General features: G+C 42.2%; 22 protein-coding genes and 2 pseudogenes. All 24 read left to right on the top strand.

Annotation, left to right across the window (positions count from 1 at the left end; genetic code table 11):
* The first annotated feature begins 2 nt into the window (after nt 1–2).
* The 24 genes and pseudogenes from FYJ25_RS04590 to FYJ25_RS04475 all read left to right on the top strand — a co-directional run bounded on the left by FYJ25_RS04590 (nt 3) and on the right by FYJ25_RS04475 (nt 22823).
* Nucleotides 3–395, top strand: coding sequence for a plasmid mobilization protein (locus tag FYJ25_RS04590; protein WP_073113076.1), 393 nt, complete (start codon nt 3–5; stop codon nt 393–395).
* Entirely contained in the window at nt 367–1173 is an 807-nt protein-coding gene (locus FYJ25_RS04585) for a ParA family protein (RefSeq protein WP_026650281.1), read from the top strand. Before FYJ25_RS04590 ends, FYJ25_RS04585 begins: the two co-directional genes overlap by 29 nt.
* Nucleotides 1163–2029 (top strand): ParB/RepB/Spo0J family partition protein, encoded by an 867-nt coding sequence (locus tag FYJ25_RS04580; protein ID WP_026650282.1) that lies wholly within the window; start codon nt 1163–1165, stop codon nt 2027–2029. Before FYJ25_RS04585 ends, FYJ25_RS04580 begins: the two co-directional genes overlap by 11 nt.
* 24 nt (nt 2030–2053) lie before the next feature.
* Nucleotides 2054–3148: a replication initiator protein A gene (locus FYJ25_RS04575; protein WP_028087787.1), complete on the top strand. Its 1095-nt coding sequence runs from the start codon at nt 2054–2056 to the stop codon at nt 3146–3148.
* Between the two features lie 105 nt (nt 3149–3253).
* Nucleotides 3254–3559 carry a hypothetical protein gene (locus FYJ25_RS04570; RefSeq protein WP_028087788.1) on the top strand — a complete coding sequence of 102 codons (306 nt, stop codon included), beginning with the start codon at nt 3254–3256 and terminating at the stop codon, nt 3557–3559.
* Nucleotides 3560–3604: 45 nt separating this feature from the next.
* Nucleotides 3605–4162, top strand: a complete 558-nt coding sequence (locus FYJ25_RS04565) for a hypothetical protein (protein WP_118726028.1) — start codon at nt 3605–3607, stop codon at nt 4160–4162.
* 24 nt (nt 4163–4186) lie between these two features.
* The gene (locus tag FYJ25_RS04560) at nt 4187–4711 is read left to right on the top strand and encodes a flavodoxin family protein (protein ID WP_008119059.1); all 525 of its coding nucleotides are present in this window, start codon (nt 4187–4189) and stop codon (nt 4709–4711) included.
* A gap of 75 nt (nt 4712–4786) precedes the next feature.
* The gene (locus tag FYJ25_RS04555) at nt 4787–4996 is read left to right on the top strand and encodes a DUF6219 family protein (RefSeq protein WP_009300563.1); all 210 of its coding nucleotides are present in this window, start codon (nt 4787–4789) and stop codon (nt 4994–4996) included.
* Nucleotides 4997–5615: 619 nt separating this feature from the next.
* Nucleotides 5616–6026 carry a single-stranded DNA-binding protein gene (locus FYJ25_RS04550; protein WP_049946959.1) on the top strand — a complete coding sequence of 137 codons (411 nt, stop codon included), beginning with the start codon at nt 5616–5618 and terminating at the stop codon, nt 6024–6026.
* A gap of 13 nt (nt 6027–6039) precedes the next feature.
* Nucleotides 6040–6489, top strand: coding sequence for a hypothetical protein (locus tag FYJ25_RS04545; RefSeq protein ID WP_118726027.1), 450 nt, complete (start codon nt 6040–6042; stop codon nt 6487–6489).
* The gene (locus tag FYJ25_RS04540) at nt 6458–7210 is read left to right on the top strand and encodes a phage antirepressor KilAC domain-containing protein (RefSeq protein ID WP_227147546.1); all 753 of its coding nucleotides are present in this window, start codon (nt 6458–6460) and stop codon (nt 7208–7210) included. Before FYJ25_RS04545 ends, FYJ25_RS04540 begins: the two co-directional genes overlap by 32 nt.
* A 70-nt stretch (nt 7211–7280) precedes the next feature.
* Nucleotides 7281–7772 (top strand): PcfB family protein, encoded by a 492-nt coding sequence (locus tag FYJ25_RS04535; protein WP_026650181.1) that lies wholly within the window; start codon nt 7281–7283, stop codon nt 7770–7772.
* A pseudogene (locus tag FYJ25_RS04530) lies at nt 7769–8539 on the top strand (type IV secretory system conjugative DNA transfer family protein); the annotation flags it as partial. The gene FYJ25_RS04535 and the pseudogene FYJ25_RS04530, both read left to right, overlap by 4 nt.
* A gap of 590 nt (nt 8540–9129) precedes the next feature.
* The gene (ltrA, locus tag FYJ25_RS04525) at nt 9130–10794 is read left to right on the top strand and encodes a group II intron reverse transcriptase/maturase (protein WP_154580646.1); all 1665 of its coding nucleotides are present in this window, start codon (nt 9130–9132) and stop codon (nt 10792–10794) included.
* A 113-nt stretch (nt 10795–10907) separates the two neighbouring features.
* Nucleotides 10908–12035 (top strand): annotated as a pseudogene (locus FYJ25_RS04520) (VirD4-like conjugal transfer protein, CD1115 family); the annotation flags it as partial.
* A gap of 121 nt (nt 12036–12156) precedes the next feature.
* Nucleotides 12157–12372: a Maff2 family mobile element protein gene (locus FYJ25_RS04515; protein WP_017144663.1), complete on the top strand. Its 216-nt coding sequence runs from the start codon at nt 12157–12159 to the stop codon at nt 12370–12372.
* A gap of 12 nt (nt 12373–12384) precedes the next feature.
* The gene (locus FYJ25_RS04510) at nt 12385–13254 is read left to right on the top strand and encodes a VirB6/TrbL-like conjugal transfer protein, CD1112 family (RefSeq protein WP_005344182.1); all 870 of its coding nucleotides are present in this window, start codon (nt 12385–12387) and stop codon (nt 13252–13254) included.
* A gap of 22 nt (nt 13255–13276) precedes the next feature.
* Nucleotides 13277–13741: a PrgI family protein gene (locus FYJ25_RS04505; protein ID WP_044956137.1), complete on the top strand. Its 465-nt coding sequence runs from the start codon at nt 13277–13279 to the stop codon at nt 13739–13741.
* Entirely contained in the window at nt 13623–16079 is a 2457-nt protein-coding gene (locus FYJ25_RS04500; RefSeq protein WP_173705535.1) for a VirB4-like conjugal transfer ATPase, CD1110 family, read from the top strand. Before FYJ25_RS04505 ends, FYJ25_RS04500 begins: the two co-directional genes overlap by 119 nt.
* 16 nt (nt 16080–16095) lie before the next feature.
* Complete coding sequence (locus FYJ25_RS04495) at nt 16096–16206, top strand: DUF3789 domain-containing protein (RefSeq protein WP_118440830.1); 111 nt, start codon at nt 16096–16098, stop codon at nt 16204–16206.
* 18 nt (nt 16207–16224) lie between these two features.
* Nucleotides 16225–19026, top strand: a complete 2802-nt coding sequence (locus tag FYJ25_RS04490; RefSeq protein ID WP_118440831.1) for a CD1108 family mobile element protein — start codon at nt 16225–16227, stop codon at nt 19024–19026.
* Nucleotides 19007–19360 (top strand): DUF4315 family protein, encoded by a 354-nt coding sequence (locus FYJ25_RS04485; protein WP_227163109.1) that lies wholly within the window; start codon nt 19007–19009, stop codon nt 19358–19360. The genes FYJ25_RS04490 and FYJ25_RS04485 overlap by 20 nt, the downstream gene beginning before the upstream one ends.
* On the top strand, nt 19323–20750 hold the full coding sequence (locus tag FYJ25_RS04480; protein ID WP_028086446.1) for a CD1107 family mobile element protein: 1428 nt from the start codon (nt 19323–19325) through the stop codon (nt 20748–20750). The genes FYJ25_RS04485 and FYJ25_RS04480 overlap by 38 nt, the downstream gene beginning before the upstream one ends.
* Nucleotides 20751–22823 (top strand): DNA topoisomerase 3, encoded by a 2073-nt coding sequence (locus tag FYJ25_RS04475; protein ID WP_055195143.1) that lies wholly within the window; start codon nt 20751–20753, stop codon nt 22821–22823.
* Nucleotides 22824–22860: the final 37 nt, after the last annotated feature.

Genomic DNA, 22860 nt, shown 5'->3' with positions numbered 1-22860 from the left:
CGATGGCTGGTGACAGACATGGAAAACACAACACAACGACCATTTCTTTTCGGGTGAATTCTTATGAAAAAGCAACAATTGAAGAACGAGTGAAAGTGAGCGGAATGAAAAAACAGGATTATATCGTCCGATCATGCATTTACAATCATGTATGTGTTGTTGGAAAGAAAGAAACAATTGAGATTATCCGGTCAGAAATGAAGGAAATGAGTTTGGTTTTGGAGGATGTGGCAAAAGATTTGAAGTCTGAAAAACCAGTTATTTCAGAATCGGTTCTTGATAGTATGACAGAACGGTATCTTGCATTTTTGGAAGCAGCATTATGGATGCTGAAAGGTTCAAGTTATTTATGGGAGGATAAAAAGGATGGAAGAGAAAGTAATGAAGGATTGTAAAGTGCTGGCATTGTGTTCACAAAAAGGCGGGGTTGGCAAGACAACAAGTTGCGTGAATCTGGCAGTCGGACTTGCAAAAGCAGGGAAGAAAGTGCTTGTGATTGACAATGATCCGCAGGGAAGTATGACAGCAAGTCTTGGGTATCATAACCCAGATGAATTACCAATCACACTGGCTACTATTCTGACAAAGATTGTAGAAGATGAACTATTTGAAAATACACTGGGAATTTTACATCACCAGGAAGGAATTGATTTGATTCCGGCAAACATCGAACTCTCTGGAATGGAAGTTTCACTTGTAAATATTATGAGCAGGGAACTTGTCTTAAAACAATATATAGAAAGAATGAGAGAAGAATACGACTATATATTGATTGACTGTATGCCATCACTTGGAATGCTGACGATCAATGCACTTGCCAGTGTCGATGCAGTTATTATACCTGTCCAGGCGGCTTATCTTCCTGTAAAGGGTCTAGAACAGCTGATACGGACGATAGGAAAGGTGCGAAGACAGCTTAACAAACAACTGAAAATTGGAGGTATATTGATCACAATGGTGGATAACCGAACGAACTATGCAAGAGATATATCTGATCTGATTTTTGATACATATGGAAACCAGATTAAGATTTTTCCACAGAGTATTCCATTTTCAGTACGAGCAGCTGAAATCAGTGCGGAAGGAATCAGCATATTTGAGCATGATCCAAAAGGAAAAGTAGCGGCTGCATATTGGCAGATGACACAGGAGGTGCTTTTGGATGAAAGGTAGAAGTGCATCGAAGATAAAACTGACATCTTATGATGAATTACTTGGAGGAGGAGAAGAAACGAACGATATCCAGCAGGTTTCACTTGAGCATTTACATTCTTTCGAGAACCATCCATTTCAAGTAAATGATGATGAGGCAATGGCGGAACTGGTGGAAAGTGTGAAAGAAGAGGGAATTCTTACAGCATTACTGGTACGACCGCTGGGTGATGGTGAATATGAAATCATCGCCGGTCACAGAAGGAGACATGCGGCACAACTTGCTGGTCTTAAAGAGGTTCCGGTTATTATCAGAAATATGGATCAAGATACAGCTGTCCGTGCGATGGTAGACAGCAATCTGCAGAGACCTAATATACTCCCAAGTGAAAAGGCATTTGCTTACCGTATGAAGATGGAAGCAATGAATCATCAGGGAACATCAGGCGGTATCAGTGCGAAAGACATTGGAAAGAACGCAAATGACAGTGCAAGGCAGGTGTATCGCTATATCCGGCTTACTTATCTGATGAATGACCTATTAAACGCAGTAGATCGTGATGTGATCGGATTGCAGGTAGGTGTAGAGCTTTCCTACCTTACGGTTCCAGAACAGGAGATGGTGGAGGAAGTGCATGAGAGTACCGGAAAATATCCAAGTCTGGAACAGGCAAAAAAAATAAGGCAACATCGAGAAGAAAAAACGCTGACAAAAGAGATTGTGCGGCTCCTGGTTATAGGAGAGCGTAAAAAGAAAACAACGGTAACATTAAAACAGGATGAAATTAAGAAGTATTTTCCTCCAGAGTATGATGAACAGAAGATACGGACTGTTATATGTCAGCTTTTGGAGGAATGGAGCAATCAGAATCATTGATAAGTACGAAGGGAGGGATGTGTCATGAGTATAAGAGCAACATTCCATTATTTTCAAGGAATGGAATGCGATATGTACAGTTTTTATCGTATTCCCAAACTGCTGTTTACAAGTGAATATTTTAAAAATCTCTCCTGCGAAGCAAAGGTGCTGTACGGACTGATGTTAGACCGGATGTCACTGTCCATCAAGAACCGGTGGTTTGATGAAGAGGACAGGGCATATATTTTCTTTTCGGTGGAAGAGATTATGGAAATGCTTAACTGTGGCAGGAATAAGGCTGTGAATTGTCTAAAAGAGCTGGATCAGGAAAAAGGGATTGGATTGATTGAGAAGAGGCGAATCGGACTTGGAAAAACAAATGTTATTTACGTGAAAAATTTCAGCCTGACAGAATATCCAGATGAGCCAGCAATCTTTGATTCGGAAGAAACACCGGAAAATGTAGCAGAGAGAAAAGAAAATACAGAGACAGAAATAGAAGAATATGCGAAAAAAGAGCCGGAAAAGCCCGTAAATACACAGAAGTTTGAAAAACAAACTTCAGGAAGTTTGAAAAATAAACTTCAAGAAGTTTCAAAAACAAACTTCAAGGAGTTTGAAAAACAAACTTCAAGAAGTTTAGAAAACAAACTTCAAGAAGTTTCAAAAACAAACTGTAATAATACTGAATATAATTATACTGAATTTAGTGAGAATGAATCTTATCAATATCTATCTGAACAAGAGAAAGGGAGAGATAGGATACAGGAGAGAAATGAGTATCGACAGTTAATTCATGATAATATCGAATATGAGATCCTTTGTCAGAGCTATGGAACTGGACGAGTAGAAGAGCTGGTAGAGCTGATGCTGGATGCAATATGTTCGACAAAGACATATCAACAGATCAATGGGGAAGCTGTGCCTACACAAGTGGTCAAGAGCCGTTTGCTCAAAGTCGGGTATGAACACATCCAGTATGTGTTTTTCAGTCTTGACAGGAGTACAAGCAAAGTGAAGAATATCCGGCAGTATATGCTGACGGTATTGTATAACGCTCCTGCAACAATCAATCAGTTTTATGATGCTGAAGTTCGACATGACATGTACTGGGGGAAGGATATTCCAGACAGGTAAGAACTTTGTGCCCACTGGGCACGAAGTTTAAAAAGAGATAGTCATATCTGGCAGATATGCTAAAATAACCTTGTGTCCACTGGGCACAAAGTAGGAGGAAGAATTATGTTGAGATTTATGATAAAACTGCCATTTCGAATTATTGCAGCTCCTGTTTGGCTGGTACTTGCAGCGGTGAATATTGTGCTGGTGTTCCTGGTTGGGTTATCTGCTGGATTCTGCTATCTGATAGCCGGAATCTCTGTTGTGACAGAAGTTTTGAGTATTGGGTTTGGAATCAGTACGGACTGGACAATGAAATCAGCGATTATTACGACAGTAGTGTTTGTTCTACTCCCACATATCGGTATGGGGATAGTTGCAGTAATTGAAGTTGTGAAATGTGGATTACAGGAATTTATTTTTGGATGATTGTGGAAAATATAGTGGCGCTATATGGAAAGGCAGAAATAAACAATGGAAGAATTATATAAAGTGATGGATGATTTGCTTGAGGTGGAATTTCAGATGAAAGCAGGGATGGATATTCTGAAAGAACTGGAAGAGTTTTATATGCTGGAAAAAGAAACCGAAAAATCGGATGCTAGAAAAGTAGCTGTGCTGATGAAAGGATATCTGCAGTCGATGAAGTCAAATATTCGAGAAATCATTCGTTATATTGATGACACGACACTTGAAAAATCAAATGATAAAAAGAAAGATAAACAGGAATCTGCGAGCACCATATCCGAGGAAGTGCAGGAATTTGTGAATCTGACAATTACAGAGCATATGGGGAAAGCATATTCAGAATGGAAGTTAAAGCAGGATAAAGAGCCAGTAAGTGAGATTGATAAGAAATACCAGAAATTACTGGAAACGTTATCCCAAGAACAGGAAGAAGTGATTACGGAATACTGTAATGCAATTTTTAGCAGTGGAGCAGAAACAGAAGAATTTTTCTATCGAATGGGATTAAAAGATGGACTGAATCTGAAAAATACGGTAAAATCTGTATTAGAAATGATATCATGAAATCGGAAGTTGGAGGATACACGCATGAAAATTGTAATCATTAATGGAAGTGCCAGAAAAGGAAACACGCTGACAGCAATCAATGCATTTATAAAAGGAGCATCAGAAAAGAATGAAATTGAAATCATTGAACCTGACAAACTCAACATTGCACCATGCAAGGGATGTGGTGTCTGTCAATGCTCTAAGGGATGCGTCGATAAGGATGATACAAATCCTACAATTGATAAAATTGCTGCCGCAGATATGATTCTTTTTGCTACACCAGTTTATTGGTGGGGAATGTCAGCACAATTGAAACTTATCATTGATAAGTGCTACTGCCGTGGATTGCAGTTAAAAAATAAAAAAGTTGGCACGATTGTTGTAGGCGGTTCTCCCGTAGACAGTATCCAGTATGAGCTGATTGATAAGCAGTTTGACTGTATGGCAAAATATCTTTCATGGGATATGCTTTTCAAAAAATCATATTATGCAACAGCCAGAGATGAACTTGAAAAAAACAAGGATTCCATGAACGAACTTGAGGGGATCGGAAAAAATTTATAAAGCACGTTCCAAATTCCTGTTTGCATATTTCATCAAACGGTACATATTAAAATTAACACAAAGGGAGATGTTAGAATGAAAGCTCATGAATATTGGTCTGTCGGAGCATTGATAACGATGCTAGGAACTTTTTATAGCGGATATAAAGGTTCAAAATCAAGCCATAAATATTTTGCGGCAAGTTCTTTGCTTTGTATGATTATGGCTATTTACACAGGTCATAAGATGATATCTAAAAACAAGAAAACAAAGAAAGAACCAATATCATTAGGAAATGAAGAATAATACAATCAACCTTGTGCCCAGTGGGCACGAAGTTGGCATAGTCACTATGGTGTCAGGAGAAATCCTGGCATCTTTTTTTTATATCTTTTTACACTTCAAAAAATAATTTCAAAAAATTTCTAAAATCATGTCCGATTTTGTCGCTCCCAATACAGAGTATATGGAAGGCAAATTGAAAATCCTCTGATTTCCAAAAATCACAAACGTAAAAGAGGTTCAGACAGTTCTTCCGATTGCACCTTGACAATTGAAGGAGCTGATACATCTTGAGGAACATGCTTACCGGAGATAATCCGGCTCGTGCAGGCGAAGACTCCTACGGGAAGAGCGAAGCAATAATGATACCACCGAAGGGTACAGGACCTCTGCTGAAACAGAGACTGTGACTGTATTTTTACAGCCGGGTTATCTGGAATGATAACGATCAGATGTATATGTACAGACAAAGCCCAAATGTGAATACTTAGATTTTCTTATTTATATTACAGGAGAAATCCTGTAGCAAGTGGGGAATGGTTCGAATCCATTCCTCATTTTTTCGTGCAGAAAATGCACAGATTATTATCCTGTTTGAAATACCAGGGAAGGGTGTTGCAGGAAGAAAGGGAGGACAAAAAGAATGAATACGATTGTTTTAATGGGTAGACTTGCCAGAGATCCAGAAACTAAGCTGACATCTACGCAAAAGGGACAAACCAAAGTATCTAGGTTTCCACTGGTAGTAAAAAGAAATCGCACAAGCAAAGCATTTGTAGTGATGATCACAGCTTATGGAAATAATGCAGAATTTGTGGAGAAATATCTTGAAAAAGGAATTAAGATTGCTCTTTCCGGAGAGTTGGTAATCTCTCAGATCAAAGATGAACAGACTGGAACTGCATCCTATTATACCGAAGTCATTATGGATAATGTAGAGTTTGCAGAAGCCAAAACAAAAAAAGAAGAATCTGACGGATTTCAACCAGCAGAGAAGAGGAAGATTCCATTCGATATACCAGAAGAACTTGAACAAGAAATGCCATTTCGATAGGAGGACAAGATTTATGAGAAAATACTTTTTAGAATTATTTGCAATAGGATTGGTTGATTCAGAAGGAAGAATCAATACAGAACATATGACAAGCGATGCACTTATGACTTCCATGAAAACAATGGAAGAGCTGACAAAAATGAAAATGGATCGTTTAGTTTTGGAAACAACAATGGAGATGATCTTATGTATGTTTGAGTCATGTGACACAGAGGAATTTACAGAAATATTAGGCAAGCTGCTTGGCGGAAAGCAGACTTCTAAAGTGACAGCTCATTTGGAAGCACTGGAGGAATTGTTGACAGAAGAGGAATATAGTAGTTTCCTTGCAGAATATCTTGGTTATTTAACCGTGAATGTAGCAGAGTTTATTAGGAGCACAATCATTGAAAATGGTTTGATGTTACTTGCCGGTTCAGGAGGAGAAGAGGATGGAGAAGAGGATGGAGAAGACGGATTATAAAATCACAGAGTTTCACAATTCGGAGTTTGGTTCCATCCGTATGATTGAAGATGGAGGCAGACTTTTATTTTCTGGAATGGATGTAGCATTTGCTTTGGGATATGCAAAACCAAGAAATGCGATAAATGTTCATTGCAAGGGGGCCCTGAAACGGGGCGTCCTTACATCAGGTGGGGTACAGCCAATGATTTTTATTCCAGAGGGAGATGTATATCGGCTGATTACAAAAAGTCGTTTAAAGTCAGCACAGAATTTTGAGAAGTGGGTATTTGATGAGGTACTTCCGGCTATTAGGAAAACAGGCGGATATTTAGAGACCGATCTTTTAGACAGGGTAAAAGATAACCCGGAACTTCTTTTGGAATTTGCCGAGAGACTTTTGGCAGAAAACAATCGAAATCGAGAATTGCAAAATCGTGTAAAGGATATGCAGCCAAAAGCAGATTATTATGATCATTTCATGATTACAGGAGAATGCACCAATATTCGAACGACGGCAAAAGAGATTGAATTTCCAGAAAGAAAATTTGTGAAACTTCTTTTAAATAGAGGATTTCTATATAGGAGTCCATCCGGCACGCTGTTACCCTATGCGGTGGAGAAGAACAATGATCTGTTTATTGTAAAAGACTATTTTAACAATGGACATCTTGGTTCACAGACATTGGTTACACCAAAAGGAAAAGAATTTTTTAAAGCGTTGTGTGCGGAGGAAGAGTAAAGAATGAAGGAGGTGGTTGCCATGATTACAGATCTGGACAGCAGTTAAATCGCTGAAAGGAGGGAAAATCATGCAGGAAGAGGTAACTCAGAAAACGGTCACGTTCTGCATTCGGACTACCAAAGTAACAGCAGATTTATTGAAAAAGGTTCTTGCTGCTTATCTGCGTCATCAGAAGCAGAAATCGGTAGAGAAGAAAGCGAAGAAGAATCAGCCGAAACAGGGAAAGGTCACGGTAAAAGAGCTGGCAAAACAAAATGCCGGGATGGTCAATATCGAGATCACAAATAAGAATATCAAGTCCTTTGAACGTTATGCCAGAAAATACGGGATCAATTATGCTTTGAAAAAAGATAAGAGTAAAGATCCACCGATGTATCTGGTGTTTTTTAAAGGACGTGATCAGGATGCCCTCAATGCTGCTTTCCGTGAGTTTTCCCAGAAACAGATTCAAAAAGCGAATAAGCCTTCTATTCACAAGCGTCTTGCAACTTACAGAGCAATGATGCCAAAGAAATCGAAGGACAAAGTAAAGAACCGGCATCAGGAGCAGAGCCGATGAAAAAGCAAATCGGTAAAAATCTGATGCAAAAATGGAAGAATAAGATCAGGGTCAGGCTGTCCGCCCTGGATAAAAAGAAACTGGTTCTTACCAATATCCCATATATCTTAACTGCTTTTTATACAAATCGGGCATCATTTCTTTACAGAAACAGTCTGGGAGAAGATATTGGGAACAAGCTATTATATGCGATGGAACATGCAGACAGGATTCTTACTGGATTGCAGCCAAGTTTTAACTGGCGTGATATGCTGACAGGAATTGTAGCAGCTGTCATTCTGAAATTACTGGTATGGCAGAAACAGTCAGATGCAAAGAAACTCCGGAAAGGAATCGAGTATGGTTCAGCCAGATGGGGAAACGCTGAGGATATTAAACCTTATATGTCGGAAGATCCCTGGATGAATATTCCATTAACAGCAACAGAAGCATTGACTATGGAAAGTAGACCTAAACAGCCAAAGTATGCAAGAAATAAAAATATAGTGGTCATTGGCGGCAGTGGTTCCGGAAAAACTCGATTTTTCGTTAAGCCGTCAGTCATGCAGATGAACTGTTCCATGGTCATTACAGATCCGAAAGGCACTCTGATCGAGGAGTGCGGGAAGATGTTAGCAAAGGGACCACCTAAGAAAGATAAGAATGGAAATATTATGAAAGATAAATCAGGAAAAGTGGTACACGAACCATATGTGATTAAGGTTCTGAATACTATCAACTTTTCCAAATCGCTTCATTACAATCCATTTGCTTATGCGCGACACGAGGTCGCGTAATTAAACTGTTCGGCTCTGACCGAACCTGTTATTCCATTAGCAGTAGTCTATCGTCACCGAAGCGGCTGGCAACGGTCGTGAGGAAGCATGGCGAGAAAAGGTAGCCCTCCCGAAAGGGTCAAGCCGAAGTCGCGAGGCAGAGGCGAAAAGCTGGAAGCAACGTCTGGCTGGGGAGCTTGGCTTGTGTAGCATGGTGAATGTAAGTAAATCGCTGTTAAACGTCGTTAATGGGAACCAGGCTAAAGTTGCTGATAAGCCTGAACCAAAAGGTGTGCAGTCGGATGTTCCCCTGTATGCTGGGAACACATGGACAAACAGGACTGCCGGCGGATAGGCGGCACCTAACCTACACGGTTGATTACGTGAAACGTGGTAAGCCCGCGCTCTCTCCGATATTCGGAAAGCTGACCGCAAGGAAAGCCGACAGAAACGCGGGTAAGGAACGCTGGAAAAAGCGAACGCCGACCTTGTAATGAGGACGGATAGGGATTGAAACAGTATCCCACGCGAAAGCGGGCTGACTTCCAGCAGGTCTATCTTTACGAGAGAATTTATAGAACTTTTGAAAGGAGGAATCGCAAATGAACAGGAAACTGTGTGCGCCTGCTTACAGGGCACAAAGCTGGGAAACCATTGATTGGAAGAAAGCGGAGGCCTATGTTAAAAAGCTGCAAATGCGTATCGTAAAGGCTCAAAAAGACGGTCATTACAACAAGGTGAAATCCCTGCAATGGCTGTTGACACATTCTTTCTACGCCAAAGCATTGGCAGTGAAGCGTGTGACAAGTAATAAAGGCAAAAATACCGCTGGTGTAGACCATGAATTATGGAAAACGCCAAAAGGCAAATTCGAGGCGATTGATAAACTCAAGCGCCGGGGCTATAAGCCTCAACCTCTCAGACGGGTGTATATCCCGAAGAAAAACGGGAAAATGCGTCCCCTGAGTATCCCAACGATGACAGACCGTGCCATGCAGACATTATATAAGTTTGCACTGGAACCATTGGCAGAAACTCTGGCAGACCCGAACTCCTACGGCTTTAGAATCGGAAGAAGCACACACGATGCTATCGGGCAATGCTTCAACGATTTGTGCAGATCCGGTTCCCCTCAATGGATTTTGGAGGGAGACATTAAGGGTTGCTTTGACCACATCAGCCATAACTGGCTGTTGGAAAACATTCCAATGGATAAAGAGATGCTCGGAAAATGGCTGAAATGCGGCTTTGTGGAGACCAAAAAGCTCTTTCCAACAGAGGAAGGAACCCCACAGGGCGGCACAATCTCGCCAGTCTTGATGAACATGACCTTAGACGGTCTGGAGCGGATTCTAAAAGAGAGATTCCCAATGAGACGGACGGTGGCAGGTAAAACTGTTTACGACCAGATTAACTTCGTGCGATATGCCGACGACTTTATCGTTACCGGGAAAAGCCCGGAGACTCTACGCAATGAGGTTATGCCGCTCATCAAGGACTTTCTGGCGGAGCGCGGTCTGCAACTCTCAGAGGAAAAAACGGTGATCACGCACATCAGCGACGGCTTTGACTTCCTTGGGCAAAATATTCGGAAATACAACGGAAAATTGCTCATCAAGCCATCAAAGAATGCAATAAAATCCTTCCTCAAAAAAGTGCGGACTATCGTCAGGGAGAACAAAACAGCCACACAGGACTTGCTCATTCGCAAGTTAAATCCTGTCATTCGTGGTTGGGTCAACTACCACCGCTATGTAGTTTCGGCGGATATTTTTGGATTGGTTGACCACAGGATTTTCGAGTGCCTATGGAGGTGGGCTTGCCGCAGACACAAACGAAAAGGTAAGAGATGGATTGCTAATAAATACTGGCATCACATTGATAACCGGACGTGGACGTTTGCAACGGAGCCTGCTTTCCGCGGTAAAGACTTCGATGAAAAATACCTCAAACTGGAATACGCGGCAAACACTAAAATCATCCGATTCAGGAAAATCGCCGCCGAAGCCAACCCATTCGATGAGAGATGGACGGGATATTATGAGGAACGTGACGGGGAAAAAATGTTGAACAGTACCAAAGGACGAAAAAAACTCGTTAAAATCTGGAATAGCCAAAAACGATGCTGCCCTGTATGCGGAGAAAGAATTACATCCGAAACAGGATTCAAGACGCATTTTACCACCGAAAACAACAGGAAATGGCCTGCTATTATGGTACATCCCTGGTGTCATCGAAATCTGCATGAGCCAAACTACTTGATCTGAGCCGGGTTTCGTTTTACACGAGGCCTTACGATAGGCTTGAGCCGTATGACGGGAAACTGTCACGTACGGTTCTTAGGGGAGGGGCTGGCAGCAATGCCAGTCTCTTACCCGACATACGGTCTGAAAAAGATATCCTGAAGCTGGTTACAACAATTATTGTTAATACCAAAGGCGAAGGGGAAAAAGCTTCCGAAGATTTTTGGGTGAAAGCAGAGAAGCTGTTGTACACGGCATTGATTGCTTTTATCTGGTATGAAGGAGATGAAGAGGAAAAGAATCTGAATACCCTTCTGGATCTTTTGAATGAAAGCGAAACCCGTGAAGAGGATGAAACTTACCAGAATCCAGTGGATATGATGTTCCAGGAACTGGAAGAAAGAGATCCGCAGCACTTTGCGGTCAGACAGTATAAAAAATACAAAATGGCGGCTGGCAAAACAGCCAAAAGTATTCTTATTTCCTGTGGTGCGAGGCTGGCACCATTTGATATAGCAGAACTTCGTGAGATCATGTCTTATGATGAAATGGAACTGGATAAGATCGGGGACAGGAAGACAGCCTTGTTTTTGATTATGTCCGATACAGATACAACATTTAACTTTGTGATTGCCATGTTACAGTCACAGCTTTTCAATCTGCTTTGTCACAAAGCAGATGATGAATATGGTGGAAGACTGCCAGTTCATGTGCGTGTCATTGCTGATGAGTTTGCCAATATTGGACAAATTCCTCAGTTTGACAAGCTGATTGCAACCATCCGAAGCAGGGAAATCTCTGCTTCTATTATTTTGCAGTCACAGAGTCAGCTAAAGGCAATGTATAAGGATAGTGCAGATACTATTCTGGGTAACTGTGATACCACACTATTTCTTGGAGGAAAAGAGAAAACTACCTTAAAGGAAATGAGCGAGCTTCTGGGTAAGGAAACCATTGACCTGTATAACACTTCGGAAACGAGGAGCAATCAGAAGTCCTTTGGATTGAATTACCAGAAAACAGGCAAACAGCTGATGACAGAAGATGAGATTGCAGTCATGGATGGTGGAAAATGTATCCTGCAGATCCGTGGGGCCAGACCATTTTTCTCGGACAAATATGATATCACGAAACACAAAAACTATCGGCTTCTTGCAGATGAAAACGAGAAGAACCGGTACAAAGTAGAGAAAGAGTTAAATCCGCAGTACACACCGAAATCTGAAGAAGAGGTGGAAGTAATTCATGTAGAACTGTCGGAGTAACCTTGGGAATGAACAGAAAATAATGAGGAAAGGAATAACTGACATTAGGTGCACCGGCTTTTTAGTCGGTGTATTTTCGTTCCCGTAAACACCTGAAAGAAGTCAGTTTTGGTGAATGTATATGGCATTTTTTAGCAGTGCAATTACAACTTTAAAAACTCTTGTAGTCGCAATCGGCGCAGGTCTTGGCGTGTGGGGTGTCGTAAACCTTCTGGAAGGATATGGAAACGACAATCCCGGTGCTAAGAGCCAGGGCATCAAACAGCTGATGGCTGGTGCCGGAATCATGCTGCTGGGAACTACCCTGATTCCACAGCTGGCAACATTGTTCTCTTAAGAGGAGTGGTAGATGAACACCATCATTGAGAGAATTACGGAAGCGATAAAGGATATCCTGATCGGGCTTATCAAGTCCTGTTTGGATAACATGTTCACGTCTGTCAATGAGCAGGTGGGAACCATAGCCGGGCAGGTGGGACAGACACCGCAGGGATGGAATGCCGGAATCTTCAATCTGATCCAGAACATTTCCCAAACGGTGATTGTCCCCATTGCGGGACTGATCATCACATTTGTCCTGTGCTATGAACTGATTACGATGGTAACGCAGAAAAACAATTTCCATGAATTTGAGACTTACAACATTTTCCTCTGGATCTTTAAGGCGTATGTAGCCATTTATCTGGTGACGAATACGTTCAATATCACGATGGCGGTCTTTGACGTTGGCCAGCATGTGGTCAACAATGCCGCCGGAGTAATTTCCGGAAACACAGCAGTGGACGCATCGGAAGCAATCACAAGGATTGTGGATGCACTGGAAGATATGGAACTGGGGGATTTGTTCTTGTTATCCATGGAAACGCTGCTGATCAGTATTACCATGCGGATTCTGTCGATCATTATAACCGTTATTTTATACGGAAGAATGATAGAGATTTACCTTTATACTTCCATAGCACCAATTCCGTTTGCCACCATGACCAATAAGGAATGGGGCAATATCGGAAACAACTATTTAAAAGGCTTGTTCGCACTGGCATTTCAGGGATTCTTCATGATGGTCTGTGTGGGAATTTATGCAGTTTTAGTAAATGCAATGACCATATCCAGTGACCTTCATGCAGCAATGTTTTCAGTAGCGGCTTATACCGTGATTCTTGCATTTTCATTATTCAAGACCGGAAGCCTTAGCAAATCAATATTCAATGCCCACTAACGGGCAGGAAAGGAGCACATACATGGCGTATGTACCAGTACCCAAAGACCTTACAAAGGTCAAAACAAAAGTAGCGTTAAATCTGACAAAGCGGCAGCTGATTTTCTTTTCACTTGCCGCAGTTGCGGGAATTCCGTTTTATCTGTTCATGAGAAAACCAATCGGTTCCAGTATCGCAGCCATCCTGATGGTAACGATCATGCTTCCGTTTTTCTTCATGGCAATGTATGAAAAAGACGGTCTTCCCTTTGAAAAAGTGGTGGCAAATATCATTCGACAGAAGTTTATCTGTCCGGCAGTAAGACCATATAAGACAGAAAATTTTTATCAGGAGATTTCCACCCTTGTAAAAAAGGAGGGTGTGCCGGATGGCAAAAAAGACAAAGCAGGAGGCTCAGCAGGAGCGTCTGTCCCTGGCGGAAAAAAGAAACCGTCAGGAAAGAAGAAACAAAAAAAGCAGAAAAGAAAGAGAACAGGAAAAGCGTAGGAAGAAGCAGGAACGGGACCGCAGGAAACAGAAAAACATTCCTACAACAGCACAGCAGAGTATTCCGTATATTCGGATGCTGCAGGATGGTATTTGCCAGGTGACAAAGACCTTTTTCTCCAAGACGATTCAGTTTTATGACATCAACTATCAGCTTGCTTTAAATGAGGATAAGACTACGATATTTGAGAATTATTGTGATTTCTTAAATTACTTTGATTCTTCCATCAGTGTGCAGCTGTCTTTTATCAATCAGCAGGTGGATGTGGCAGAATTTGAGAAAAGCATTGACATTCCGGATCAGAACGATGACTTCAATGCCATTCGTGAAGAATACCGTACCATGTTGAAGAATCAGCTTTCCAAGGGAAATAATGGTCTGGTGAAGACAAAGTATATCACTTTTGGAATCGAAGCAGAAAGCCTGAAGGTGGCAAGGCCAAGGCTTGAAAGAGTCGAAACAGATATCTTAAATAACTTTAAGGTCCTGGGAGCACAGGCACATTCCCTGAATGGTCTGGAAAGGCTGGAGATTATGTATCATGTGTTCAACCAGGATCGGATTGAACCATTTAAGTTCCAGTATAAGATGCTTCCGGAAACCGGATTAAAGACCAAAGATTTTATTGCACCGACTTCCTTTAACTTTTCCAAGAATCAGACATTTTTGATGGGAAGAACGCTGGGAAGTGTGAGTTACCTGCAGATTCTTGCACCGGAGCTTACAGACCGGATGCTTGCAGATTTCCTGGATGTGGATGACAGCATCAATGTCAACATTCATATCCAGTCCATTGACCAGAGTTCTGCAATCAAGATGATCAAGAGTAAGATTTCAGATCTGGATAAGATGAAGATTGAAGAGCAGAAACGGGCGGTACGTTCCGGTTATGATATGGACGTGCTTCCATCGGACCTTATAACCTATGGAGAAGAGGCGAAAAACCTGCTGGAAGATCTGCAGTCCAGAAATGAGAGAATGTTCCTTGTGACGGTTCTGGTAATGAATACCGCAAAGAAGCGTCAGAAGCTGGATAACAATATTTTCCAGGTGCAGGGAATCGCACAGAAATATAACTGTTCCTTAAAACAGCTGGATTATCAGCAGGAAGCAGCACTCATGTCCTGTATTCCGCTGGGAGTCAATCGGATTGAAATTCAGAGAGGGCTTACCACATCTTCAACAGCGATCTTCGTGCCGTTTACGACACAGGAACTGTTTCAGGAAGGGGAGGCTCTTTATTATGGACTGAATGCATTATCCAACAACATGATTATGGTTGATCGAAAACGTTTGAAGAACCCGAATGGACTGATTCTTGGTACACCAGGTTCCGGTAAGTCCTTCTCAGCAAAGAGAGAAATTACAAACTGCTTCCTGATCACAGAAGATGATATCATCGTCTGCGATCCAGAAGCCGAATATTCGGCACTTGTGCAGGCACTGCACGGGCAGGTGGTACGGGTTTCTCCGGTATCTGACCAGTATATCAATCCAATGGATCTGAACCTGAACTATTCCGAGGAAGATAATCCACTGTCATTGAAAGCAGATTTTATTCTGTCGTTGTGTGAGCTGATTGTTGGAGGAAAGAATGGACTGGAGCCGGTAGAAAAAACTATCATTGACCGTTGTGTGCGGTTGGTTTATCAGGAATATCTTGCCAATCCCGTACCGGAGAAGATGCCAATCCTAGAGGATTTATATAACCTTCTGAGAAAACAGGAAGAGCCAGAAGCACAGCGACTGGCCACTTCGTTGGAAATCTATGTTACAGGTTCTTTGAATGTGTTTAACCATCAGACAAACGTGGATATCAATAACCGCATTGTCTGCTTTGATATCAAGGAACTTGGTAAGCAGTTGAAAAAGATTGGGATGCTCGTCATCCAGGATCAGGTTTGGAACAGGGTAACGATGAACCGTTCTGCCCATAAATCCACCAGATACTATGTGGACGAGTTCCATCTTCTCTTAAAAGAAGAACAAACTGCAGCCTACAGCGTGGAGATTTGGAAGCGATTCCGTAAATGGGGTGGTATTCCAACGGGCATCACCCAGAATATTAAGGATTTGCTGTCTTCCAGGGAAATCGAGAATATATTTGAAAATTCAGATTTTATTTATATGCTGAACCAGGCTTCCGGAGACAGGCAGATTCTGGCAAAACAGCTGAATATCTCACCAACTCAGCTGTCCTATGTAACCAACAGCAATGAGGGTGAAGGACTTCTGTTCTATGGAAATGTCATTATCCCATTTGTAGACAGATTCCCGAAGAATTCCCTCTATAAAATCATGACAACCCGCTTAGAGGAGACTTCTGAAGCAGGTTAAATCAAAGGAGAAAGCAATGGTACGAGCAATTTCATATGTATTAACTTTTAGTGGCGGTGCTGTATTTGGCATCGCTTTTCTCTGTTTATTACAGGCAGGGAAAGGGTATCCGAAGAAGGAGGAGTAATCAGTGGCAGAACAGAGAATGAAAGTCAGAGACAAGAAAGTCCAGAAGATGACCAAGGATGGTCTGGTGGAAGAAAACCTGACAGATAAATCTTCTGTTCGTGTCAGTAACCGTGTCGGTGATGTGCAGATGGGAAGAAAACAGGGGGAAAAAGAAGAAAACCTTGTGGATAAGTCTCCCCGCCAGTCTGAACGGAGTGGGAAAAATATTCGACCCTCTGTGCAAAAATCCAGAGATGCACCGGAACTGATACGGACAGAGAAGCAAAGTGAGGATTTTGGACAGTGTAGTAAACAGCAAAATAGAAAAAGAATCCGTGCTGAAGTCGGAAAAGAATCCAGACTTGCAGAAAAATCCGAAGCCGGACAGTCAGGGAGACTGAAAGAAAAACGTGCTGATCTATCAGAAAACAGAGGAGACAGCCGGAGAAATCAGACAGGTGGCAGCAAAAAGCCAAAACAAAAACAACGTTTGAAGTTTGCTTATGAGGAAACTGGTGCTTCTGTGAAAAATGACAAAGATATGGAGAAATTGAACCAGATGGATACGGATGGAGTCAATTTCCGCCATCAGAAACAGAAAGAAAAAGCCAAAAAGTTTTCTTATGAAGAAGCAAGAAAGAAAAAGGAAGCAAAGCAGCATTCCAAGAAAGCACAGGTCTATCAGGCAAATGAAGGGGAAGCTCCTGGAAAGAAGAAATCCCGCTTGAAGTTTGGAGAAGGGGAATCTGTGAAAACTGAAAAAACTTCTGTTGTCAAGAAAGCAGGAAGTGCAACTTCCGCAGCATTGCACCGTGAGATCAGCAAAAATGAAGATGATAATGCGGCGGTAGAAGGTGCCCATAAGTTAGAAGAAAGCGGCGAAGGTGTTTACCGGCTGGAACAGAGAAGTGCCAGACGCAGGAAACAGAGGGCATCCAGAAAAAGAAGCAGACTTGAAAGACAGGCAGAGAAACAGACACAGGCTGCAGCCCGTCAGGAGCAGAAGAAACTGAAAAAACAGATTCAGAAGCAACAGATCAAACGGGATTATGCCAAAGCGAAGAGAAGTGAACAGACAGTAGGAACAGCTACAAAAGGTACGATTGATTATATCAAGAAGATTGGCGGCAAAGTCACCAACTTCTTTAAAGAAAACCGGAAGGTGTATATCAGTGTAGCAGTTCTGATCGGATTGATGTTTCTGATCATAACGAATGTCACGTCTTGCTCTGCAGTGTTTTTACAAAATGTGATCACTTATACCGGAACCAGTTATCTGTCATCGGATCAGGCAATCCGGGAAGCGGAACTGTATTACACACAGCTGGAAGCTAATCTGCAGGAGCGGATCAACAACATGGAATCGGAAGAACCGGGGCATGATGAGTACCGCTATGATATTGGTCCGATAGAGCATGATCCGTTTATCCTGATCAGTTACCTGTCTGCAAAATATGAGGAGTTTACGTTTGAGCAGGTGAAGCCAGAACTGGATGCGTTGTTTGCAGAGCAATACCATCTGACTACTGAAGCAGTGAATGAGACTGTGACAGAGACTGCGACAGTAAGGGTTGGAGAATCTTTGGGACAGGTTGTTACCAGTGGCTATTGCAACTGCCCAATCTGTTGTGGTATTTGGAGCGGAGGACCGACTGCCAGTGGAGCATATCCAACTGCCAATCATACCTTAGCGGTAGATGCTTCCAATCCGTTTGTACCAATGGGAACAAAGGTAGTTATGAATGGTGTCGAATATACCGTAGAAGATACCGGAGCTTTCGCAAGATACGGTGTACAGTTTGATGTCTATTATGACAGTCATGCGGCAGCATCTGCACATGGACATCAAACATGGGAATGTTATCTGGCAGATGATAATGGAAGCAATGAAGTGGAAGTGACCAGGACAAGAGATGTAGATGTGCTGAATGTCACCTTAAATAGTGGAAACCTGATGTCAATCTGTCAGGACAGGTTGGGATTTTTCCAGAAAGAACTGTTCAGTGCCTACAACGATACAAAAGGCAACTTGCAGATGTTTGCAACACCGGTTGATTTTAACTGGTATTCCAGTGTGACCAGCTATTATGGATACAGGATTCATCCAATATCAGGAGCAAATCAGCTTCATAATGGTATGGATATCGGAGCACCGGAAGGGACAAAAGTAATGGCAGGGCTGACCGGAACGGTTACAACTTCTGCTTATAACGACAGCTATGGCAATTATGTTGTGATCAAGGACAGTAAAGGCTATGAACTGCGGTATGCACATTTAAGCAGCCGGAGTGTATCTGCAGGAGCATCCGTCACGAAAGGTGATGAGATAGGGCTTGTAGGAAATACTGGAAATTCTACAGGAAGCCATCTTCACATTGAACTTCTGAAAAATGGAGAGCGGTTAAACCCGATCTTTTATCTGGAAACAGGAGAAGGGGCAGGATTTGGCGGCAATGAATATACCAGTGAAGCAGCACAGCGTTTGTTAAATGAAGCAGCGAGATATCTTGGGACACCGTATGTGTGGGGTGGATATTCGCCAAGTGGATTTGACTGTTCTGGATTCGTAAGTTACTGCCTGACACATTCAGGTGTAAGGAATACAGGAAGATTAACGGCACAGGGATTGTATGACATTTGTACGCCGGTATCTCAGTCAGAAGCACAGCCAGGAGATCTGATCTTCTTTACAGGTACTTACGATGCAGGAGTTCCGGTAACGCATATCGGAATCTATGTGGGCAATGGTCAGATGATCCATTGTGGGCATCCGGTGCAGTATACGTCCATCAACTCTCCATACTGGCAGAGTCATTTCTATGGATTCGGACGATGGTAAGGAAAAGGGCGGTGTAACAGCCGTCCGGAAAGGAGAAGCGATGAAAAGTCTTGAAAAAGCAACGGCAGATTATGAGAAAGCCAAGGAAAAAATGGAAGCATCCAAAGCCAGATATGAAGCAGATTTAAAGCGTTTCAAGGCTGCGGAGATAGCAAAAACAGAAGCGGAAAATCTGGAAATTGTAAAAATTATCCGTGCAATGGATATGAGCATTCCAGAGCTGGAAGCTTTCAAAAAGAGAATGAAAAATGAACTGCCCGGCAGGGTAGAAATACAGAAGGAGGAAACAAGGTCTGATGATGAATTTAGAGAAGATGAAACAGAAGAAATCTAAAAATAGCGTGAAAAAAGGATTGCTTGCGGCAACAACGATTCTTTGCTTGACATCGCCTATGTTGCAGACACAGAGTGTGTTAGCGGCAGAGAATACAGCACCCGCAATTACGATTGAAAAGCCAGATGGCTGGAGACAGGGGGAAACGGCAGTCGCAATTACTGTGGATGCCAGTCATATGCCAGAAGGATTTTCTATCACAAAAATTGAAGCGAAAGCTGGGAAAGACGGAAGCTGGCAGGATGTGACAGGGAATGGAAGTATTTCCATTACTGGTAATCAGACGGTCTATGTGCGTGTGACAGATGGTGAGGGGAAGGTCTATGAGCAGAATCGCTCTATTAAGTGTTATGACACAGAAAAGCCTACGCTTTCTGCATCTCTGACAGATGGTGTACTGACGATTCAGGGAAATGATACCGTTTCCGGCATTACTTCTGTGACAGTTAATGGCACCACTTATACAGATCTGAAGGATGGAATGCTGAGAGTGCAACTGACACAGAAAGATTTTACAACAAAACAGATTGAAATCACGGTAACGGATGGTGCCGGAAATACTTCTGAAAAGTATGTGTTGCAGAATCCTTATTATGAATGGGCAAAGAAGCAGGCAGAGAAACAGAAAACTTCAGGTGACAGCAATGGTGCGATGGCAACCACGACCAGTGCAGATGCAACTGGGACTGAGAAAACAACGACTTCACCACTTCCGCAGGATGCACAGGCTTCTGAGCCAACAGATGCAAAAGGAACTGTGGATGATCGGACAGTGACAGGTATTGAGGAACAGCTTAATAAAGAAGGCGAGACAGCAGATTCTGTTACCAAAACAGCTACGGAAGGCACAAAAGAGTTTTATACCATTTCAACTAAGAGTGGTAAGATTTTTTATCTGATCATCGACAATTCAAAATCTCAGGATAATGTGTATTTCCTTACCGAAGTCAGTGAGAAAGACCTGATGAACTTCACACTTTCTGATTCTGTGACACTTCCGGAAGTAGATATTGTTTATGCAGAACCAGAGAAACAGGCTGAAGAAGAAAAGCCGGAAACGACAGAGACAGATGAGAAAGATAAGGTAGAGGATGAAATTCAGATGCCAGAAGACAAAAGTTTGGCAGGGACTTATCTACTGATCGGATTGGTTGCTGTTGGAGCTGCGGCAGGTGGTTATTACTTGAAAGTCTACAAACCGAAACATGAATATGATGATGAAGATGAGATGGAAGAGGATGAAAATGAATCCGAAGATTCAGAGTCAGAAAAACGGGAGGTAGACGATGCAGATGAGCAGGAAGAACAGGAAAATGCAGGGACAGAAGTTTTGAAAGATGAAGATTTCAATGATGAGGTACTAGAAGATGAAGAAGAGGAGCAGGAGTAAATGAAATTAGTGATTGCAGAAAAGCCATCGGTTGCGATGGCACTGGCTTCCGTGCTTGGAGCCAGAACAAGAAAAGATGGCTACGTGGAGGGAAACGGTTATATCGTTTCCTGGTGCGTAGGACATCTGGTTGGATTATGTGATGCATCGGAATACGATGAAAAATATAAAAAATGGAGATATGATGATCTGCCGATTGTGCCAGAATGTTGGAAACATAAGGTATTGGAAGGTACGAAAAAGCAGTTTGGAATCTTAAAGAAACTTATGAGAGATTCCAAAGTAGATGAAGTGATCTGTGCCACTGATGCAGGACGTGAAGGTGAGCTGATCTTCCGTCTGGTGTATGAGCAGGCAGGATGTAAAAAGCCGATGAAGCGACTCTGGATCTCTTCCATGGAAGAACAGGCAATTAAAGATGGATTTGCGTCATTAAAAGACGGTTCGTGTTATGACAGTCTCTATCAGTCAGCTCTTTGCAGGGCAAAGGCTGACTGGCTGGTGGGAATCAATGCGAGCCGTCTTTTTTCTGTTCTGTATAACCAGAATCTGAAAGTTGGAAGAGTACAGACACCAACACTTGCCATGATCGTGGATCGAAATCAGAAGATCAAGGAATTTACCAAAGAGAAATATTATATGGCTCATATCAAATTTGACGATATGGATGCGGTCACAGAGAATTTTCAGAAAAAAGAAGATGCAGATAAAGTGGCTGCAGAGTGTCAGGAGCGCATGTGCGAAGTGGAGAAGGATGATGTGAAAGAGAAAACGGTCCGCCCTCCGAAGCTTTATGATCTGACCACCCTGCAGAGGGAAGCTAACAGAATGTTTGGCTATACCGCACAGCAGACATTGGATGCTGTGCAGGAGATGTATGAGCAGAAGCTTGTCACTTATCCGAGAACAGACAGCCAGTATCTGACAGATGAGATGGGAGAAAGTACAGAAACTCTGATTCAGATGTTATTTGGGAAAATGCCTTATGCTGAAGGTCTGGAATATCAACCGGACGTGAGTAAGGTATTAAATTCAAAGAAAGTATCCGATCACCATGCGATTATCCCAACCATGGAAGTAGCCAAAGCAGATATTGGTGAACTGAAAGAACGAAGCCGCAAGATTTTGTATTTGATCAGTGCCAGGGTTCTGACAGCAACTGCAGATCCTTATATTTATGAGAGTCATAAATGTCAGATTACCTGCAATTATCATACGTTTTATCTCAATGCAAAGAAAACAAAACAGGAAGGGTTCAAGACAATTGAGAAAAAACTGAAACAGTTCTTTGGAATCATTGCAGAAAAAGAAGAGCCGGAGTTGGATATCTGGGCAGGCAAGCATTATGGTCCCTGTGATTCTTTTGTATCGGAGCATTTTACACAGCCACCGAAACAGTACACAGAAGATACCCTGCTTTCTGCGATGGAACGTGCAGGGAATGAAGAGCTGACCGAAGATACAGAAAAGAAAGGACTTGGTACTCCTGCAACAAGGGCAGCAATCATTGAAAAACTGATTCAGTCTGGCTTTGTGAAAAGGGAAAAGAAAAATCTGGTGCCGACAGATGATGGAAATGTGCTGATTACGGTTCTACCGGATGAGATTAAATCTCCGAAGATGACCGCAGAGTGGGAAATGGCATTGAATCATATTGCCCAGAATACAGAGACAGCAGATGAATTCCTAAATGGGATTACAGAGCTGATGCAGGAACTGGTTGCCAGGTATCAGGGGATTTCAGAAGAGAAGAAAAATCAGTTTCAGGGAAAGGCAAAAGGAGAAGTCATTGGCAAATGTCCCCGCTGTGGAGCAGATGTCAGGGAAGGAAAAGTAAATTTTTACTGTTCTGACCGGAAATGTGCTTTTACCTTATGGAAAAATGATAAATTTCTTGCAAGCCAGGGAAAAAAGATGGATAAGGTGGCAGCAAAGAAGTTCCTGTCTAAAGGAAAAATCCATTATAAGGATCTGGTATCAAGAAAAACAGGGAGACAGTATGAAGCAACTGTGGAGATGGTCGATCCCGGAGAGGGAAATGTACAGTTCAATCTTATTTTTCCACAACGATAAGTAGTGTATTGCAGGCAGTCTAAGGACTGTCTGTTTT

It is taken from the genome of Anaerobutyricum soehngenii (assembly GCF_009697165.1).
Taxonomy (GTDB): Bacteria; Bacillota; Clostridia; order Lachnospirales; family Lachnospiraceae; genus Anaerobutyricum; species Anaerobutyricum soehngenii.
This window is presented reverse-complemented; position numbering and strand designations above follow the sequence as displayed.

Bases quoted from the DNA above. Each gene is read 5' to 3' on its own strand.
- FYJ25_RS04590 (WP_073113076.1), top strand. From the start codon at position 3: ATGGCTGGTGACAGACATGGAAAACACAACACAACGACCATTTCTTTT.
- FYJ25_RS04585 (WP_026650281.1), top strand. From the start codon at position 367: ATGGAAGAGAAAGTAATGAAGGATTGTAAAGTGCTGGCATTGTGTTCA.
- FYJ25_RS04580 (WP_026650282.1), top strand. From the start codon at position 1,163: ATGAAAGGTAGAAGTGCATCGAAGATAAAACTGACATCTTATGATGAA.
- FYJ25_RS04575 (WP_028087787.1), top strand. From the start codon at position 2,054: ATGAGTATAAGAGCAACATTCCATTATTTTCAAGGAATGGAATGCGAT.
- FYJ25_RS04570 (WP_028087788.1), top strand. From the start codon at position 3,254: ATGTTGAGATTTATGATAAAACTGCCATTTCGAATTATTGCAGCTCCT.
- FYJ25_RS04565 (WP_118726028.1), top strand. From the start codon at position 3,605: ATGGAAGAATTATATAAAGTGATGGATGATTTGCTTGAGGTGGAATTT.
- FYJ25_RS04560 (WP_008119059.1), top strand. From the start codon at position 4,187: ATGAAAATTGTAATCATTAATGGAAGTGCCAGAAAAGGAAACACGCTG.
- FYJ25_RS04555 (WP_009300563.1), top strand. From the start codon at position 4,787: ATGAAAGCTCATGAATATTGGTCTGTCGGAGCATTGATAACGATGCTA.
- FYJ25_RS04550 (WP_049946959.1), top strand. From the start codon at position 5,616: ATGAATACGATTGTTTTAATGGGTAGACTTGCCAGAGATCCAGAAACT.
- FYJ25_RS04545 (WP_118726027.1), top strand. From the start codon at position 6,040: ATGAGAAAATACTTTTTAGAATTATTTGCAATAGGATTGGTTGATTCA.
- FYJ25_RS04540 (WP_227147546.1), top strand. From the start codon at position 6,458: ATGGAGAAGAGGATGGAGAAGACGGATTATAAAATCACAGAGTTTCAC.
- FYJ25_RS04535 (WP_026650181.1), top strand. From the start codon at position 7,281: ATGCAGGAAGAGGTAACTCAGAAAACGGTCACGTTCTGCATTCGGACT.
- ltrA (WP_154580646.1), top strand. From the start codon at position 9,130: ATGAACAGGAAACTGTGTGCGCCTGCTTACAGGGCACAAAGCTGGGAA.
- FYJ25_RS04515 (WP_017144663.1), top strand. From the start codon at position 12,157: ATGGCATTTTTTAGCAGTGCAATTACAACTTTAAAAACTCTTGTAGTC.
- FYJ25_RS04510 (WP_005344182.1), top strand. From the start codon at position 12,385: ATGAACACCATCATTGAGAGAATTACGGAAGCGATAAAGGATATCCTG.
- FYJ25_RS04505 (WP_044956137.1), top strand. From the start codon at position 13,277: ATGGCGTATGTACCAGTACCCAAAGACCTTACAAAGGTCAAAACAAAA.
- FYJ25_RS04500 (WP_173705535.1), top strand. From the start codon at position 13,623: ATGGCAAAAAAGACAAAGCAGGAGGCTCAGCAGGAGCGTCTGTCCCTG.
- FYJ25_RS04495 (WP_118440830.1), top strand. From the start codon at position 16,096: ATGGTACGAGCAATTTCATATGTATTAACTTTTAGTGGCGGTGCTGTA.
- FYJ25_RS04490 (WP_118440831.1), top strand. From the start codon at position 16,225: ATGAAAGTCAGAGACAAGAAAGTCCAGAAGATGACCAAGGATGGTCTG.
- FYJ25_RS04485 (WP_227163109.1), top strand. From the start codon at position 19,007: ATGGATTCGGACGATGGTAAGGAAAAGGGCGGTGTAACAGCCGTCCGG.
- FYJ25_RS04480 (WP_028086446.1), top strand. From the start codon at position 19,323: ATGATGAATTTAGAGAAGATGAAACAGAAGAAATCTAAAAATAGCGTG.
- FYJ25_RS04475 (WP_055195143.1), top strand. From the start codon at position 20,751: ATGAAATTAGTGATTGCAGAAAAGCCATCGGTTGCGATGGCACTGGCT.